Source organism: Streptomyces sp. NPDC001194 (genome assembly GCF_042896985.1).
Classification (GTDB): domain Bacteria; phylum Actinomycetota; class Actinomycetes; order Streptomycetales; family Streptomycetaceae; genus Streptomyces.
Genome location: NZ_JBIAXU010000021.1, coordinates 110,904 through 126,147 on the forward strand (window position 1 = coordinate 110,904; position 15,244 = coordinate 126,147).

Below are 15,244 nucleotides of genomic sequence, written 5' to 3' on the forward strand. Positions count from 1 at the left end.
TCGCCGCGGCGGGCGCCCGGAAGGCGCCCACCGCGGCGAATGCCGGCCGGGCCGGCTCGCGGCCTTCCTCAGGTCAGCCGTCGATGCGGTGCTGGGTCCAGAACGAGGTCAGGTCGGTGGTCGTGGCTGCCTGTGCGGCGGCCTTGAACTCGGCCGTCGTGGAGACCCCGTACCAGTGCGAAGTGGCGTAGTCCTTGAGCAGCTTGGCCATCACCGTGTCGCCGAGCACGCGCCGCAGGTCGTGCAGGGCGCACTTGCCGTAGCCGTAGACGACCGTGGAGTAGCGCGAGGAGTGGGCGTCCCAATAGCCCATCGAGTTCGTGATCTTCTCGGCGGACGAGGCCCACGAGACGCTGCTCCAGCAGTTCGCCCCCGTCTTGTTCAGGGCCAGGTCGGTGGCGTAGTCGGTGAACGCCTCGTCGAGCCACGGGCTGGTGTACTCGTCGTCGCCGACGATGCCGTACCACCACTGGTGGCCGATCTCATGGGTGAGCGCCGTGGTGCTGACCAGGTCGAGGACGAACCCGGGGTACTCCATGCCGCCGAACCAGTAGTTGTTGTCGATGACGGCGTCCAGCTCGCCGTACGGGTAGGCGCCGAACCGCGCCGAGTGCGCGTCCACGGCGGACTTGGCGGTGGTCAGCATCGACTGCGAGTCGGCCGAACTGATGCCGGACACGGAGTAGATGTTGATCGGGGTGCCCGCGGCGGAGGTGCCGGAGATCTTGCCGAACGGGCCGGCCGCCCAGGCGAAGTCGCGGACCTTGGTGGCGGTGGCCGTGGTGACCGTACGACCGCTGGTGCCGGGGGTGTCCACCGAGGCGCCGGTGGCCGGGACGAGCAGGGTGTTCGGGTGGTCGAGGGCCACGCGGAAGTCGGAGGCCAGCGAGTAGAAGGACTCTCCGTTGTTGGTGTACGGGTCGAGGTGCCAGCCCGCTCCGTCCCTCACCGCGAGGACGGGCAGGGCGTTGCCGAGCATGCTGAACGCCCCGTCGTAGCCGAAGCGGTCGGCGCCGCTGGGCACGGTGATGCCCAGGTCGAAGCCGATCGTCGCGGTCTGGCCCTGGGGCAGCGGGGTCGGCAGGTCGATCTTGAGGGCGGTGCAGGCGACCGAGAGGGCGCCCGCCGTGCCGCCGGTGACGTTGCTGACCGTGATCGGCATGGCGGAGCAGGTGCCGTGGTAGTTGTCCCACAGCCGCAGGTACACCTCGCTCAGCGGGGTGGGGGAGGCGTTGGTGAAGCTCGCGCTCTCGTGGCCCGTCCAGACGGTGCCGCTCGTGTTGCTGCTCAGGTTGACGGTGTACGAGGGTGCGGTCGGCGTCCGGGTGGAGTCCCCGGGCGGGGTGGTGCCGCCGGAGGTGTCGAGCGCGACGTCGTCGAGGACGAAGCTGGTCTGGAGGCTGGAGTCCTCGGTGCCGGTGAAGGCGACGCTGACCGTCTGGCCCGCGAAGGCCGACACGTCGAAGGACTTCTGTGCGTAGCCGGTGTTCTTGTCGAGGTTCGAGTACGTGGCGAGCGTCGTGCTGCCGATCTTCGCCGTCAGCTTGTCGTACTTCGTCGACGTGGTCGTCTCGGCGGTGTCGATGTGCAGCCAGAACGTGAGGGTCGCGGTGCTGCACCCCGAGGGGATCGTGACGCTCTGGGAGAGCGTGTCGGTGTGCGTACGGCCGACGCCGTTCAGCCAGGCGAAGGCGGTGCCGCCGTGCGCGCTCTGACCGGCGCGGCTCGTGATGAGGCCGGTCTGCGACTGGGGCCACGGCGAAGTGCCGCTTTCGAAGCCGCCGTTGGCGACCGCCTGGCCCGGGGTGCAGGCGGCGGCCGCGGAGGGCGCCCGGTGCGGCGCGGCCGCGGCCGGGGTGAGGGACAGTGCGGTGGCGGCCAGCGCGGCGAAGGCTGATATGCACGCTGCGAGGGCCTTGTGGGGGGTCGTTCTCACGCGGAACTCCTTTGAGGCGGCCGGATTCCGGCCTGCTCGGTGGCCGCCCGGTCGGCTCGGGTGCGCCGGAGGGCAGCCGCGGGCTGTGCGTGTCGTGTGCACGAACGCTGGGTCAGATCTGCTGTGCCGTGCGTGTCTGTGCCGTGCGTGCGGTGCGGTGCCTCCCCCTGGTCGGGGCGACACCGCCGAAGAGCCTGGCAGATTTGACCTGGGCATGCCATCAGGGGCGGGTAAAGGCTTCGTACTGCGCCGGCGTCCGGCGCCGGGTGAGCCGCGTCTCACCCGGGCGCTGCGACTTGTCTATGCAACGAGGTGCATAGAAGGATCAGGGGTATGGCGCTCGAACACGCGATCCTCGTCTCGCTGCTGGAGAAGCCGGGGTCAGGCTATGAGCTGGCCCGGCGCTTCGACCGGTCCATCGGCTATTTCTGGACCGCCACCCACCAGCAGATCTACCGCGTCCTCAAGCGCATGGAGACCGACGGCCTGCTCGCCGTCCGCGAGGTGGCGCAGCAGGGCCGGCCGGACAAGAAGGAGTACTCCGTCGCCGCTCCGGGGCGCACCGCGCTCTCGGACTGGCTGCACGAGCCGATCGAACCCGAGAGCCTGCGCCACGACCTCGCCGTCAAGATCCGCGGCGCGGCCTTCGACGACCCGGCCGCACTGGTCCTCGAGGTCGAACGGCACCGCCGGGCCCACGGCGACCGCCTCGCCCGCTACCTCGCCGGGGAACTGCGCGACTTCACCGGGCCCGAAGCCCCCGCACCGCTCGACGCCGGTCAGGAGCTGCAGCACGTCGTGCTCCGCGGGGGCATCGCGTACGAGCGCATGACGATCGCCTGGCTCGACGACGTGCTCGCCACGGTCCACCGGCTCGCCGCGCCCCGCCCGCGCGCCTGAGCCGCCCTCCCCCCGCTTGCGCAACCACCACCTTCACCCCTCACCCCCGACCCCTCCGGAAGGCGAACCTCCATGGCCGACTCCCTGCTGTTCAACCCGCGCACCTACGACCCGCAGCACTTCGACCCCGAGACCCGCCGGCTGCTGCGCGCCACCGTCGACTGGTTCGAGGCGCGCGGCAAGCGCAAGCTGATCGAGGACTACCGCACCCGCGCCTGGCTCGGCGACTTCCTGGCCTTCTCCGCCAAGGAAGGCCTGTTCGCCACCTTCCTCACCCCCGCCTCCGCCGCCGAGGGCCACGCCGACAAGCGCTGGGACACCGCACGGATCGCCGCCCTCAACGAGATCTTCGGGTTCTACGGCCTCGACTACTGGTACGCCTGGCAGGTGACGATCCTCGGCCTCGGCCCCGTCTGGCAGAGCGAGAACGCCGAAGCCCGCGACCGCGCCGCCGAGCTCCTCTCCCAGGGCGAGGTGTTCGCGTTCGGCCTGTCCGAGAAGACCCACGGCGCCGACATCTACTCCACCGACATGCTGCTGGAGCCGGCCACCGACGGTTCCGGCGGATTCCGCGCCACCGGTTCCAAGTACTACATCGGCAACGGCAACGCGGCCGCGCTCGTCTCGGTGTTCGGCCGCCGCACCGACATCGAGGGCCCGGACGGATACGTCTTCTTCGCCGCCGACAGCCGCCACCCGGCCTACCACCTGGTGAAGAACGTCGTCGACTCCTCCAAGTACGTCAGCGAGTTCCGCCTCGAGGACTACCCGGTCGCCGCCGCCGACGTCCTGCACACCGGCCGCGCCGCCTTCGACGCCGCCCTGAACACCGTCAACGTCGGCAAGTTCAACCTCTGCACCGCCTCGATCGGCATCTGCGAGCACGCGATGTACGAGGCCGTCACCCACGCGCAGAACCGCATCCTCTACGGCCGGCCCGTCACCGCCTTCCCGCACGTGCGCCGCGAGCTCGCGGACGCGTACGTACGCCTCGTCGGGATGAAGCTGTTCAGCGACCGCGCCGTCGACTACTTCCGCACCGCCGGACCCGACGACCGCCGCTACCTCCTCTTCAACCCGATGACGAAGATGAAGGTGACCACGGAGGGCGAGAAGGTCATCGACCTGATGTGGGACGTGATCGCCGCCAAGGGCTTCGAGAAGGACAACTACTTCGCCCAGGCCGCCGTCGAGATCCGCGGGCTGCCCAAGCTGGAGGGCACGGTCCACGTCAACCTCGCCCTGATCCTCAAGTTCATGCGCAACCACCTGCTCGACCCGGTCGACCACCCCGCCGTGCCGACCCGCCTCGACGCGGCCGACGACGACTTCCTCTTCCGGCAGGGCCCGGCCCGCGGCCTCGGTTCCATCCGCTTCCACGACTGGCGCCCCGCCTTCGACGCGTACGCGGCCCTGGCCAACGTCGCCCGCTTCCGCGAACAGGCCGACGCGCTCTGCGAGTTCGTCACCACCGCCGCCCCCGACGAGCGGCAGAGCCGCGACCTCGACCTCCTGCTCGCCGTCGGCCAGCTCTTCGCGCTCGTCGTCCACGGCCAGCTGATCCTGGAGCAGGCCCGGCTGACCGGCCTCGACGAGGACGTGCTGGACGAGCTCTTCGCCGTCCTCGTACGGGACTTCTCGGCGCACGCCGTCGAACTCCACGGCAAGGACTCCGCCACCGAGCAGCAGCAGAACTGGGCGCTCGGCGCGATCCGGCGCCCGGTCGTCGACGAAGCCCGCTCGGCCCGGGTCTGGGACCGCGTCGAGGCGCTGTCCGGGGCCTACGAGATGGCGCCGTAACGCGGACACCGCAGGAACCGCCCCGGCCCACCACCGCGCGCCCCGCGCGGTGGTGGGCCGGAGCCGTTCTCCCCCGGAACTCACCGGCCCGGAGGCGCCCCGGCACGTAGCGTGGTCGCATGACGACGATGCCGACCGGTGCGAGCGGACCGAAGGTGCCGCCCTCCTATCCGCCGAGGACGCCCCCGCCGCAGAAGAAGCCCGTGGAGGCCCCCCGCCCCCGGCCCGCCGCGAAGCCGGCGGCCTCGTAGGGTGAGCGGCATGGCGATCACACCCCCGGAGAAGGACGGCACCCGGCTGCTGTACGGATGCATGGCGCTCGGCGGCGGCTGGGACACCGATGCGTACGCACCGGCCGACATCGACGCGGCCGAGGCGGCGATCGAGGCGGCGCTGGACAGCGGCATCGACACCTTCGACCACGCCGACATCTACCGCCGCGGCAAGGCGGAGGCCGTCTTCGGTGAAGTCCTGGCCCGTACCCCCGGCCTGCGCGGGCGGATCGCGCTGCAGACGAAGTGCGGGATCCGGCTGGCCGACGGCGACCGCCCCGGCATCTACGACCTGCGCGGCTCCACCATCGTGCGGAAGGTGGAGGAGAGCCTCGGGCGCCTGCGCACCGACTTCGTCGACGTCCTGCTCCTGCACCGGCCCGATCCACTGGCCGACCCGCGGGACATCGCGGCGGCGCTCACCTCACTGCGCGAGCAGGGGCTGGTCCGTGCCTTCGGCGTCTCGAACATGAACGCCGCGCAGATCGCCCGTCTCCAGCGACACGTCGAATTCCCGCTGGTCGCGAACCAGTTGGAGATGAGCCTGGACCGGCGGGACTGGCTGGAGGACGGTGTCCTCGTCAACACCCCCGCGGCGGCGGCGGGCGGGTTCCCCGCCGGGACCGTCGAGCACTGCCTGGAGCACGGGGTCCGCCTCCAGGCCTGGGGCGCGCTGGCGCAGGGGCGCTACACCGGGCGGCAGGAGAGCGCCGACGAGCACGCGACGGCCCGTCTCGTACGGAAGCTGGCCGACGCCAAGGGCACCACGCCGGAGACGGTCCTGCTGTGGTGGCTCCAGCGGCATCCGGCGCGGATCGCGCCCGTGGTGGGCAGCGGCCGCCCGGAACGCATCCGCGCCTGCCGGGACGCCGCGCTGCGCGAGCCCGACCTCACGCACGAGGAGTGGTACGACCTGTGGCTCACCGCCCGCGGGGCCCCGCTCCCGTAGCGGCGCCGGCGGACGCGTGGCTCAGCCGATGCTCCACGACCAGGTCTGGTCCGCGCTGACCAGACAGGCGAGGACCAAGAGGTCCGCGACGCCCAGGGCGAGGCCGAGGCGGGCGCGCCCGGGGCGGCTCGTACCGCGCCGCAGCGCGAGGGCGGCCAGGACGATCGACGCCGGCCCGAGGAGCAGGTTCATCGCGAGCAGGCCGATGAGGCCGAGCACGAAGGAGGCCACCGCCATTCCGTCGGCCTGACGGACGGCGGCGGTGGGTGCGGACTTCGGGGCGGGTGCGGGGGTGGCGGCGGGGGAGCGGCGCTCCGTGTCGGTTGCGTTCATGATCATCCCTCCTGTCGGCCGGCCGGCCGGTGCCGGCGGGCGGTCCGCTCCCTGACCGCGAAGACCAGCAGCCAGCAGGCGATGGCGGCGGTGGCGGCGAGGGATACGTGAACGGGCACGTGGGCGACGGTTCCAAGGGCGATCCCCATCAGCATGAGGGCCGCTATCAGGAAGAGCATCGTGCTTCCTCCAAAATAGGAGACAGTTGTGCACTGACTGCTCAGTCTAAATGCAAGCGCGCAGATTTCGAGAATCGGGGGTTGACTTTTCGTCATGAGTGAGACCATCGGGGCACGCCAGGCCCAACGCCACAAAACCCGCAGGGCCTTGCTGGACGCGGCCCTGTCGCTGCTGGAGGAACAGAGCCTGGGCAGCCTCGGCCTGCGCGAGGTGACCCGGGTCGCCGGGGTGACCCCGACGGCCTTCTACCGGCACTTCCGGGACACCGAGGAGCTGGGGATCGCCCTGGTCGACGAGGCGCTGCAGAGCCTGCACGCCGCCGTGCGCTCGACCCTCGCCGCCTCCGGCGAGGCGGCGCAGCGGATCGACACGACCGTGGACCTGATGGCCGAACTCGTACGGGAGTACCCCGCGCACATCCGCTTCATCGTGCGCGAGCGGCACGGCGGTGTACGCAGGGTGCGCGAGGCGGTGTCGGGCCAGCTCGACGCGTTCGCCCGCGAGGTGGCCGAACGGCTCGGCGCCGATCCCCTGAGCCGGGGGTGGAGCGCGGACGACCTGCTCATGCTGGCGCGGCTGTACGTGGACCACATGGTGATGACGGTCTCCGCCTACCTGGCCGCGGGCCCGGACGATGCGCAATGGGCGGCGGTCACCCGCACCGCGCGCCGCCAGCTCCGGCTCGTCCACGCGGGCCGGGTGCACTGGCCCGTGGACCGGGGGCCGGGGCCGGACGCGCTCTGACAACCGAAGACTCCCCGCCTCCCGCCCGGGACGGGGCGGAGGACGGGGAGTCGGGGGCGGGGCCCGGGCCGGCGGCCCGCCTCGGTCAGCCCTCCCGCGCCGCCACCGGAACGGGGCGCCGCGCGGGGGCGGGTCGCGTCAGACCGCCGTCCACGTGGTTCGCCGCGAGCGCGGCGTACGCGCTGCACACGGCCTCCGTCCGGACCCGGCGCCGGTCCGCGCACGCCGTCAGATCCCCCGCGCACTGCAGCTCCCACCGCGGGAAGCGGCGGCGGGACATGGCCACGGCGGCGCTCGGGGCGAAGTACAGCATCGTGGTGTTCTCGTGGGGGTTGTGCGCCGAGCCCTCGTAGACCATCCGGCCGGTGGTCTCCAGCCGGTCCGCCAAACGAGTGAGGGCCCTCTCGTCCGGCCGGTCCATGAACAGCCCCACGTGGTTCTCGAAGCCGTGGACGCGCTCCTGCGCACCCACGTCGTCCGTGTACCCGGGGCTGCACCGAGGGAAGAGGAAGACCTCGACCTCCGGCGCCAGACCGGTCGTGACGCGCAGCCGCGTCACCCGTATGTCCGCATCGTCCGGAAGCCAGTGGCGCTCCACCAGACGGCGCTTGACCAGCACGCTCGGTATGGTGGCCGACGCGGGCCAGTCGTTTTCCTCGAAGTACGCGAGAGCGGATTCCACGGTTTCCGGGAACAGTAGCGTTGCGCAATGCGAGACGACGCATCCGCTCTTGATTTCCCGTTTGAGTTCGCCCGGCATCCACGGTGGCAGGAGAGCGTCCAGTGATTTCTCGGAGGCGTGGAGGGCGTAGTCAACAGCATGCTGGAGGCGCTGGACGTCGCACGGTTCGAACGTCTCTTCAGGCATGTCGCAGCCTTTCTGTTGCCGACACCCGATTAAAGGCTCGTCACCCATCAGGCGGCACTCGGCCATAGCCTGATCGAGTGACCGCCAGCGGCTGACCTGCACTTTCGGGATCGCGTGCACAGTGGTTCGCTCTCAACACCGCAGATTCAACGGAAGGCGTCTTTCCCAGGAGGTAGAGGGCATGTCTCCGTACGGCCGAAGGAATTCCCCGCGCATCCTCATAGCCGGTGCCGGAATTGGCGGATTGACGACGGCCCTGAGCCTTCATGCGGCAGGGCTGAGCGATCTGCTCATCGTGGAGGCGTGCCCCAACCTGCGCGCCGTCGGTGCGGGAATCAATCTCCAACCCGCCGCCGTCCGGGAGCTGACGGAACTCGGACTGGCGCCGGCGCTCGACAAAGTCGCCGTGGCCACCGCCCGGTTGGAGTACCACCACCGCTACGGCGGCCTGATCTGGTCCGAGCCGCGCGGCCGCGCCGCCGGCTACAACTGGCCGCAGTACTCCGTCCACCGGGCCGACCTGCAGGACATCCTGCTGTCGGCCGTCCTGGACCGGCTCGGCCCCGGTGCGCTGGTGACCGGCGGCCGCCTCATACGGTACGAACAGGACCGGACGAGCGGCCGGGAGCCGGGCGGGCGCCCCGTCCGGGCGTACGTGGCGGACCGGCCGAGCCCGTACACCTGCGACCTGCTGATCGGCGCCGACGGCATCAACTCGGCCGTGCGCAGGACGATGCACCCGCACGAAGGCCCGCCCCTCGGCAACGGGATATGCATGTGGCGCGGGGTGACCGAGGCGCCGTCCTTCCTCGACGGACGCACGATGGTCATCCTCGGCTGCAACGCCCGGGTCAAGGCCGTGGCCTACCCGGTCACCCGGCCCGACGAGAGCGGGCGGTGCCTGCTCAACTGGGTCGTCGAGAGCCGCACCGACGACGGGTTCGGCGCCGAGGAGGCGCGCGGCGGCGCCGACTGGGACCGCGCCGTCCCCCCGGAAGAGGTCCTCACCCGCATCGAGGGCTGGCGCAGCGAGTTCCTCGACCTCCACGGCATCATCACCCGGGCACCCCGCATCGGCCTGTACCCGATGATCGACCGCGATCCACTGCCCACCTGGACCGACGGCAGGGTCGTCCTGCTCGGCGACGCCGCGCACCCCTTGTACCCGACCGGCTCCAACGGCGCCTCGCAGGCGATCGTCGACGCCCGCGTGCTGGCGTACGAGCTCGCCCACCACGGCGTGGACGAGGCGCTCGCCCGCTACGAGGCGGACCGCCTGCCGCAGACCACGCGGCTCCTCGCGGCCCACCGCAGGCTGGAACCCGACCCGGTGCTCCGCCAGGTCGAGGCACTGGCCCCCGACGGCTTCCACGACATCCGCCACGTCCTGCCCGAGGACAGCCTGGACGGCATCAAGTCCTGCACCCGCCAGGTCACCGGTGTGGACGCCACCGCGCTCAACGCGCGTTCCTCCTGGAGCGTGGCCGTATGAACCTCTTCCGCACCTCCCGGACGCGCTCCACCGCCTTCGCCGCGCTGGGCTCCGCCGCACTCCTGGCAGCGCTCCTGTCCGCCACCGGGCGTCCCGCGGCCCCGCCACCGCCCTCCGGCTCCGCCGCACGCATGCCCGCCTGCGGCGAGAACGCCGGGAGCGCGGCGTGCGCCGTGTACGGACGCGCCGCCCGCCTCGGCGACGGCACGGTCCGTACGTACGGCGAGTACCAGGGCGGGATACCGAAGGTGCTGGGCGTAGCCCTGACCGCCCCGGCCGTCACCGGACTGCCCACCTCGGCCGCCACCGACGGCAAGCACTGCTACGACGCCGACGCCGACGGGCACCTCGACGGCATGCACGAATGCGTCGGCGGCCACAGCCTGGAACTCGGGCTCCCGGCCACCCCCGCCGCCGCGGCCGCAGTGCCCTTCCAGTGGGTGCTGTTCAACTGGAACCCGCACGGGCACAACCCGCACGGCCGCTACGACGTCGCCCACTTCGACGTGCACTTCTACCTGGCCCCCCGGGCGGTCCGCACCGCGATCAAGACCGGCGGCTGCGCCCTGCTGATCGCCTGCGACCAACTGGCCGCGGCCGGCGAGCCGGTCCCCGCGGCGTACCTGCCGGCCGGCTACCCCGCGAGCAGCCCGCAGACCGCGGAAGGCGCCATGGGCGCGCACCTGGACAGCCGTCCCCCGACCACCGGCACGCTCAGCGGCCAGACCTTCATCTACGGTGCGTACGCGGGCGACCTCATCTTCATGGAGCCGATGCTCACCCGGGACTTCCTCCAGCGGCACCGCACGGCGCCCGCCCACCGGACCTGCGAGGCCATCCCCCAGCCGGCCGCCTGGCGGATCCCCGGCTGGTACCCCACGCAGTACTGCACCGCCTACCGCCCCGACCAGGGCGACTACACGGTCTCCCTGACGGACTTCGTCCACTCGGGCGGGGCGCGCCGCCTCGCCACGGCGGTCCGCTGAAGCCCTGCCGCGTGGCGCAGCCGGCGGGCGCGACGGCCGGCCGTCACAATCGGATGGTCCGTCTTGCCGCATTATCACCCGTTTGGGGGCCAGTTCATGTACGCAGCCGTCGTCCACGCCCTGGGGCAGCCGCCCCGGTACGAGTCCGTGCCCGAGCCCGTCCCCGCGGCCGGCGAGGTGGTCGTCGAGGTCCTGGCGGCCGCGCTGTACCCGCTGGTGCGCTCGTTCGCCTCGGGCGGCCACTACACGGGTGGCGACGCGCTGCCGCTGGTGCCCGGGTTCGACGGGGTGGGCCGGACCGCGGCCGGTGAACTCGTCTACATCCCGGGGCTGGAGCCCCCGCACGGGACGATGGCCGAGCGGGTCGCCGTACCGGCCGCCGCGCTCATGCCCGTACCGGACGGGCTGGATCCCGTCGCCGTCGCCGCCGTCATGAACCCGGCGTCCTCCGCGTGGATCGCACTGCGCGAGCGGGGCCGGCTGCGCACGGGCGAGTCGGTGCTCGTCCTCGGCGCCACCGGCAACGCCGGCCGGGCCGCCATCCGGCTCGCCCTCGACCAGGGCGCGGGCGCCGTCGTGGCGGCGGGGCGCGATCCGGAGGGGCTGCGGGTCGCGGCGGAGCTGGGCGCGCACCGTACGGTGCGGCTCGCGGGCCCGGACGAGGAGATCGCGGCCGCGTTCGGCGCGGCGGCCGCCGACGTGGACGTGGTCCTGGACTATCTGTGGGACCGTCCCGCCGAGCTGGCGCTCGACGGCATCCTGCGCCACCGCGCCGATCTCACCCGCCCGTTGCGGTGGGTGCAGGTCGGATCCGCCGCCGGGCCCGACATGACCGTGCCGTCGGCATGGCTGCGCAAGGCGGACGTCGGCTTCTGCGGGAGCGGACTCGGCTCGATCTCGGGCGACCGCCGCGCCGCCGCCCTGCGCGAGCTGCTCGCCCGGCTGCCGGCCCTGGCGCCGACCACCGCTGCGGTGGCCGTGCCGATGGCCGAGGTGGAGGCCGCCTGGGAGTCGCCGATGCGCTCCGGCGCCCGGTGCGTGTTCGTCCCCGCGGGCGGCGACGAACCGGCCTCCGGGTCCTGGGAGACCGTCGGGGACCGCGAACCGGTCTGACCGCGGCCCCGCGCCCGGAGCCCCGGTCGTACGCGTCGCACCCCGTACGACCGCGGCCACCGCCGCTGTCGCGGAGCGTATCCGGGGAACTACCCGCCGGTGCGGGGGCCGTAGGACTAGCATCACCCGACGTGAGCCATCCGGGGGACCCAGATCGCACCGTACGACCGGCCGCGGAGACGGCGATGGACGCAATGGCGGCGCGTCTGCGGCGTGTTGTGCAATCGCGGGACGCGACACCGATATTGGAGGCCGAGGCCCTGGCCGAGGCGCGGCGGCTCGCGGCACTCATGCCCGGAGAGGACGACCTCGCCGTCCACCATCTGCTGGGCTGGTTCCACTGGTTCCGCCACCAGGCGCTGGCGGACCGGACGGACCGGGCGCCGGGTCGGGACCCGTACGAGGACCTGTACGAGGACCTGTACGAGGACCCGTACGGGGAGCAGGGCCGGCCGGACCTGCGGATCGCCGTGCAGGCACTCACCGCGTGCTTCCTCGCGGGCGAGGAGAACCTTCCGGAGCCGCTGGTGCCCGTCCTCGCGGAGAACGCGGCCGGGTACGCCCTCCAACTGCTCTCGGACCCGCGGGAGTCGGACGATCCGGGTCGGCTCTCCGCTCTGGCGGGCCTGTGGCGGCGCATCGTGGCCGCCGTGCCCGCCGGCCATCCCCACCGTGCCGTTCACCTGACCGCCCTCGGCAACGTGCTGCGGATCAAGTGGAGACGGGGCGGCCCGCCCGCCGACCTCGACACCGCGATCGACCGCTTCCGGGAAGCGCTGGCGGCGGTCGCCGAGGGGTCCGGCCGCGCCATGTACCTCTACAACCTCGGAGACGCGCTGAACGCCCGGTTCGACCGGGCCGGAGCGGTGGAGGACCTCGAAGACGCCGTCGCACTGCTCCGGGAGGCGCTGCGGACGCCCCCCGGTGAAGGCCTCTACCGCGCGCTGATCCTGACGGCCCTGGGCGGCGCACTGCGGACCCGCTACGAGCGGACCGGAGCACTGCCCGATCTGGACGGTGCCATCGCCCGGTACCGGGAGGCCGTGCCGCTGTTCCCCCTCGGCCGGCCCGGCCTGACCGAGACCCTCTCCCACCTGGGGCGCGTACTGCGGCTCCGCTTCGAACGGACCGGTGACTCCGGGGACCTGGACGCGGCCGTGGAAGTGGGCCGGCAGGCGGTGGAGGCGACGCCCGAAGGCCACCCCGGTCGCGCCGTGTTCCTGTCCGACCTCGCGGACGCACTGGTCGTGCGGTTCGACCACGGCGGCGACCGGGCGGACCGGGACGAGGCGGTCGGGGCTTGGTCGGCGGCGGCGTCGACGGTCCCGTCCTCGGTGTCCCTTCGGATCGGCGCGGGGCTGTCCGCGGCCCTCCTGCTGGCACGGTCCGGTGAAGGGGAACGTGCGGCGCAGGCGGCGGAGGAGGCCGTGCGGCTGATGCCGCGGATGGCCGGGCGCACAGGGGGGCGCCGGGACCGCGAGGACGCGACCGGCGATGTGGCGGGCCCGGCCGGTACCGCGGCCGCGCTCGCACTCGCGGCCCCCGGCGGGACGGCGCGATCGCGGGCGGAGCGCGCCCTGGGCCTGCTGGAGGTGGGCCGCGCCGTCATGTTCGGCCGGACACTGGACCACCGCGGCGATCTCACCGACCTGCACGAAAAGAGTCCCGAACTGGCGGCGCGCTACGCCGAGTTGCGCGACCGGCTCGACCCGCCCGCAGACGCGCCGGTCGGCGACCGGCACCGGACGGCCGAGGAGTTCACCGCCGTCCTGGACGAGATCCGCGCCCTGGAGGGCTTCGCCTCCTTCGCCCTTCCGCCGCCGGCCGAAGAGCTCAGGGCCGAGGCCTCCCACGGGCCGATCGTGGTGTTCAACGTGAGCAGGTTCCGCAGTGACGCGCTGCTGCTCACGGCCGAGGGGCTCACCGGCCTCCCGCTGCCCGGGCTGGACCACACCACGCTGGTCGACCGGATCAACGCCTTCCGGAGGGCGCAGCACACCGCGTCCTCGGGCACGGACCCCGTGGAGCGGGAGGAGGCCCAGACCGTACTGGCCGGCGTCCTCGAGTGGCTCTGGGACGCCGCCGCCGGTCCCGTGCTGGAGGCGCTGGGGTACAAGGGCCCGCCCCCCACCGAAACCCAGGGGGAGTTGCCGCGCGTGTGGTGGGCCCCGGGCGGACTGCTGGGGCTGCTGCCGCTGCATGCCGCCGGTCATCACGCCGACGCGCCCGACGACCCGAACCGGCGCACCGTGATGGACCGGGTCGTCTCCTCCTACACCCCGACCGTACGCGCGCTGCGCCACGCCCGCGAACGCGGTCGGGCCCTCGGCGCGGGCGGCGCTGCCGCCGCCGGGCGGGCGCTGATCGTCACCATGCCGACCACGCCCGGACTGCCGGGGGAGGGGCGGTTGCGCTTCGCCGACGCCGAGGCCGACATGCTGGAGACCCGCTTTCCCGACCGCGTCCTGCTCAGGGAGCAGGACCGGGACCGGGCGGAGGAGGACACCACCCCGACGAAGGCCAACGTACTGGCGCACCTGCCCCACTGCGCCATCGCGCACTTCGCCTGCCACGGAACGAGCGATCCCGCCGACCCCTCGCAGAGCGGGCTGCTGCTCCACGACCACGCGCACGACCCGCTGACCGTCAGGAGCCTGGCGCCCGTCGCCCTCGACCACGCCAGGCTTGCCTACCTGTCCGCCTGCCGCACGGCGGCCATCGACACCGTGAACCTGCCCGACGAGGCCGTCCACCTCACGTCCGCGTTCCAGCTCGCCGGCTTCCCCCATGTCATCGGCACGCTCTGGGAGATCGACGACCGGATCGCCGTGCGCATCGCCCGGGCCTTCTACGACGGCCTCAGGACGGATTCGGGGGCCGTCGACCCCGACCGCTCCGCCCGCGCGCTGCACGCCGCCGTGCGCCAGGTCCGGGACGGCCACGACCTGCCGCCCGGCCACGACCGCGTGAGGGCCCCGCTGCTGTGGGCGGCCCACCTCCACGCGGGGGCCTGAGCCGCCCGCGCCGATGGCGCCCGTTGGTGGGACGCTGGGGGAGGGGGCAGGCCCGAGCAGCTCCGGCGCTCCGGGCGGACCGTGGAGGGCAACCCATGAAACGCGCCACGCGATGCGTCGCGATCAAGGCCTCGTCCGTGCTCCTGCTGGCGGGCTTCGCGTCCGGAGCGGTGTTCGCCGGTTCCGGGGCGGCGGCCAGCGGGGACGGGCCACGCCGGCCGGCGGCCCCGTGCACGAGCAGCCAGGTCGTCGCCGACAGCGCACAGCCGGCCGGGTCCGCGCAGGTACGGATCACGGTGACCAACAAGAGCGCGAAGCCGTGCGTACTGAACGGCTATCCGACCGTGGCACTCGCGGGCCAGGGCTCGCCGGACAAGAACAAGCCGCTCCAGGTGATCCGGGTCGGCAAGTCGGCACCGGTGCAGCTGGCCGCCGGCGGCCGGGCCTCGTCGCAGCTCACCTTCACGCCGGTGCTCGGTGAGGCGGACGGCTACTGCGCCTCCGGCGCGGATCCCTTCGTCGCGCCGTCGATGGTGGTGGGCGTCGCGGGCGGACGCCACCAGCTGGCGCCCAGCGACGGCGGTGAGTTCGCGCTCTGCGGCACCACCGTTCGCGCGACCGCCTTCCACGGGTAGGGCCGCGGACGCCTCGGGTGAA

General features: G+C 72.8%; 14 protein-coding genes. 10 read left to right on the forward strand and 4 right to left on the reverse strand.

Features of this window, described 5'->3' with window-relative positions:
* Positions 1 to 73 precede the first annotated feature (73 nt).
* Positions 74 to 1,936: a M1 family aminopeptidase gene (locus tag ACFY1T_RS30775; protein ID WP_390791068.1), complete on the reverse strand. Its 1,863-nt coding sequence runs from the start codon at positions 1,934 to 1,936 to the stop codon at positions 74 to 76.
* Between the two features lie 333 nt (positions 1,937 to 2,269).
* Here ACFY1T_RS30775 and ACFY1T_RS30780 point away from each other — a divergent pair, with 333 nt between their 5' ends.
* From ACFY1T_RS30780 to ACFY1T_RS30795, 4 genes are all read left to right on the forward strand, one after another.
* Entirely contained in the window at positions 2,270 to 2,836 is a 567-nt protein-coding gene (locus ACFY1T_RS30780) for a PadR family transcriptional regulator (protein ID WP_390791069.1), read from the forward strand.
* Positions 2,837 to 2,908: 72 nt separating this feature from the next.
* Positions 2,909 to 4,636 carry an acyl-CoA dehydrogenase family protein gene (locus tag ACFY1T_RS30785; RefSeq protein ID WP_390791070.1) on the forward strand — a complete coding sequence of 576 codons (1,728 nt, stop codon included), beginning with the start codon at positions 2,909 to 2,911 and terminating at the stop codon, positions 4,634 to 4,636.
* A gap of 119 nt (positions 4,637 to 4,755) precedes the next feature.
* The gene (locus ACFY1T_RS30790) at positions 4,756 to 4,887 is read left to right on the forward strand and encodes a hypothetical protein (RefSeq protein ID WP_390791071.1); all 132 of its coding nucleotides are present in this window, start codon (positions 4,756 to 4,758) and stop codon (positions 4,885 to 4,887) included.
* A 10-nt stretch (positions 4,888 to 4,897) separates the two neighbouring features.
* Complete coding sequence (locus ACFY1T_RS30795; RefSeq protein WP_390791072.1) at positions 4,898 to 5,857, forward strand: aldo/keto reductase family oxidoreductase; 960 nt, start codon at positions 4,898 to 4,900, stop codon at positions 5,855 to 5,857.
* Between the two features lie 21 nt (positions 5,858 to 5,878).
* Here ACFY1T_RS30795 and ACFY1T_RS30800 read toward each other — a convergent pair whose 3' ends face one another.
* Both ACFY1T_RS30800 and ACFY1T_RS30805 read right to left on the reverse strand, forming a co-directional pair.
* Positions 5,879 to 6,196: a DUF4190 domain-containing protein gene (locus ACFY1T_RS30800; RefSeq protein WP_390791073.1), complete on the reverse strand. Its 318-nt coding sequence runs from the start codon at positions 6,194 to 6,196 to the stop codon at positions 5,879 to 5,881.
* Positions 6,193 to 6,369: a hypothetical protein gene (locus ACFY1T_RS30805; protein WP_199809252.1), complete on the reverse strand. Its 177-nt coding sequence runs from the start codon at positions 6,367 to 6,369 to the stop codon at positions 6,193 to 6,195. The genes ACFY1T_RS30800 and ACFY1T_RS30805 overlap by 4 nt, the downstream gene beginning before the upstream one ends.
* Positions 6,370 to 6,463: 94 nt before the next feature.
* On the opposite strand from ACFY1T_RS30805, the gene ACFY1T_RS30810 reads away from it, so the two are divergent.
* Positions 6,464 to 7,114, forward strand: coding sequence for a TetR family transcriptional regulator (locus ACFY1T_RS30810; RefSeq protein ID WP_390791074.1), 651 nt, complete (start codon positions 6,464 to 6,466; stop codon positions 7,112 to 7,114).
* Positions 7,115 to 7,199: 85 nt separating this feature from the next.
* Here ACFY1T_RS30810 and ACFY1T_RS30815 read toward each other — a convergent pair whose 3' ends face one another.
* Positions 7,200 to 7,796, reverse strand: a complete 597-nt coding sequence (locus ACFY1T_RS30815; RefSeq protein WP_390791075.1) for a hypothetical protein — start codon at positions 7,794 to 7,796, stop codon at positions 7,200 to 7,202.
* Between the two features lie 367 nt (positions 7,797 to 8,163).
* Here ACFY1T_RS30815 and ACFY1T_RS30820 point away from each other — a divergent pair, with 367 nt between their 5' ends.
* The 5 genes from ACFY1T_RS30820 (at position 8,164) to ACFY1T_RS30840 (ending at position 15,222) form a co-directional block, all read left to right on the forward strand.
* Positions 8,164 to 9,474: a flavin-dependent oxidoreductase gene (locus tag ACFY1T_RS30820; protein WP_390791076.1), complete on the forward strand. Its 1,311-nt coding sequence runs from the start codon at positions 8,164 to 8,166 to the stop codon at positions 9,472 to 9,474.
* The gene (locus tag ACFY1T_RS30825; RefSeq protein ID WP_390791077.1) at positions 9,471 to 10,460 is read left to right on the forward strand and encodes a hypothetical protein; all 990 of its coding nucleotides are present in this window, start codon (positions 9,471 to 9,473) and stop codon (positions 10,458 to 10,460) included. The genes ACFY1T_RS30820 and ACFY1T_RS30825 overlap by 4 nt, the downstream gene beginning before the upstream one ends.
* A gap of 96 nt (positions 10,461 to 10,556) precedes the next feature.
* The gene (locus ACFY1T_RS30830; protein ID WP_390791078.1) at positions 10,557 to 11,573 is read left to right on the forward strand and encodes a zinc-binding alcohol dehydrogenase family protein; all 1,017 of its coding nucleotides are present in this window, start codon (positions 10,557 to 10,559) and stop codon (positions 11,571 to 11,573) included.
* 185 nt (positions 11,574 to 11,758) lie between these two features.
* On the forward strand, positions 11,759 to 14,587 hold the full coding sequence (locus ACFY1T_RS30835; RefSeq protein ID WP_390791079.1) for a CHAT domain-containing protein: 2,829 nt from the start codon (positions 11,759 to 11,761) through the stop codon (positions 14,585 to 14,587).
* A gap of 95 nt (positions 14,588 to 14,682) precedes the next feature.
* The gene (locus ACFY1T_RS30840; RefSeq protein WP_390791080.1) at positions 14,683 to 15,222 is read left to right on the forward strand and encodes a DUF4232 domain-containing protein; all 540 of its coding nucleotides are present in this window, start codon (positions 14,683 to 14,685) and stop codon (positions 15,220 to 15,222) included.
* Positions 15,223 to 15,244 lie beyond the last annotated feature (22 nt).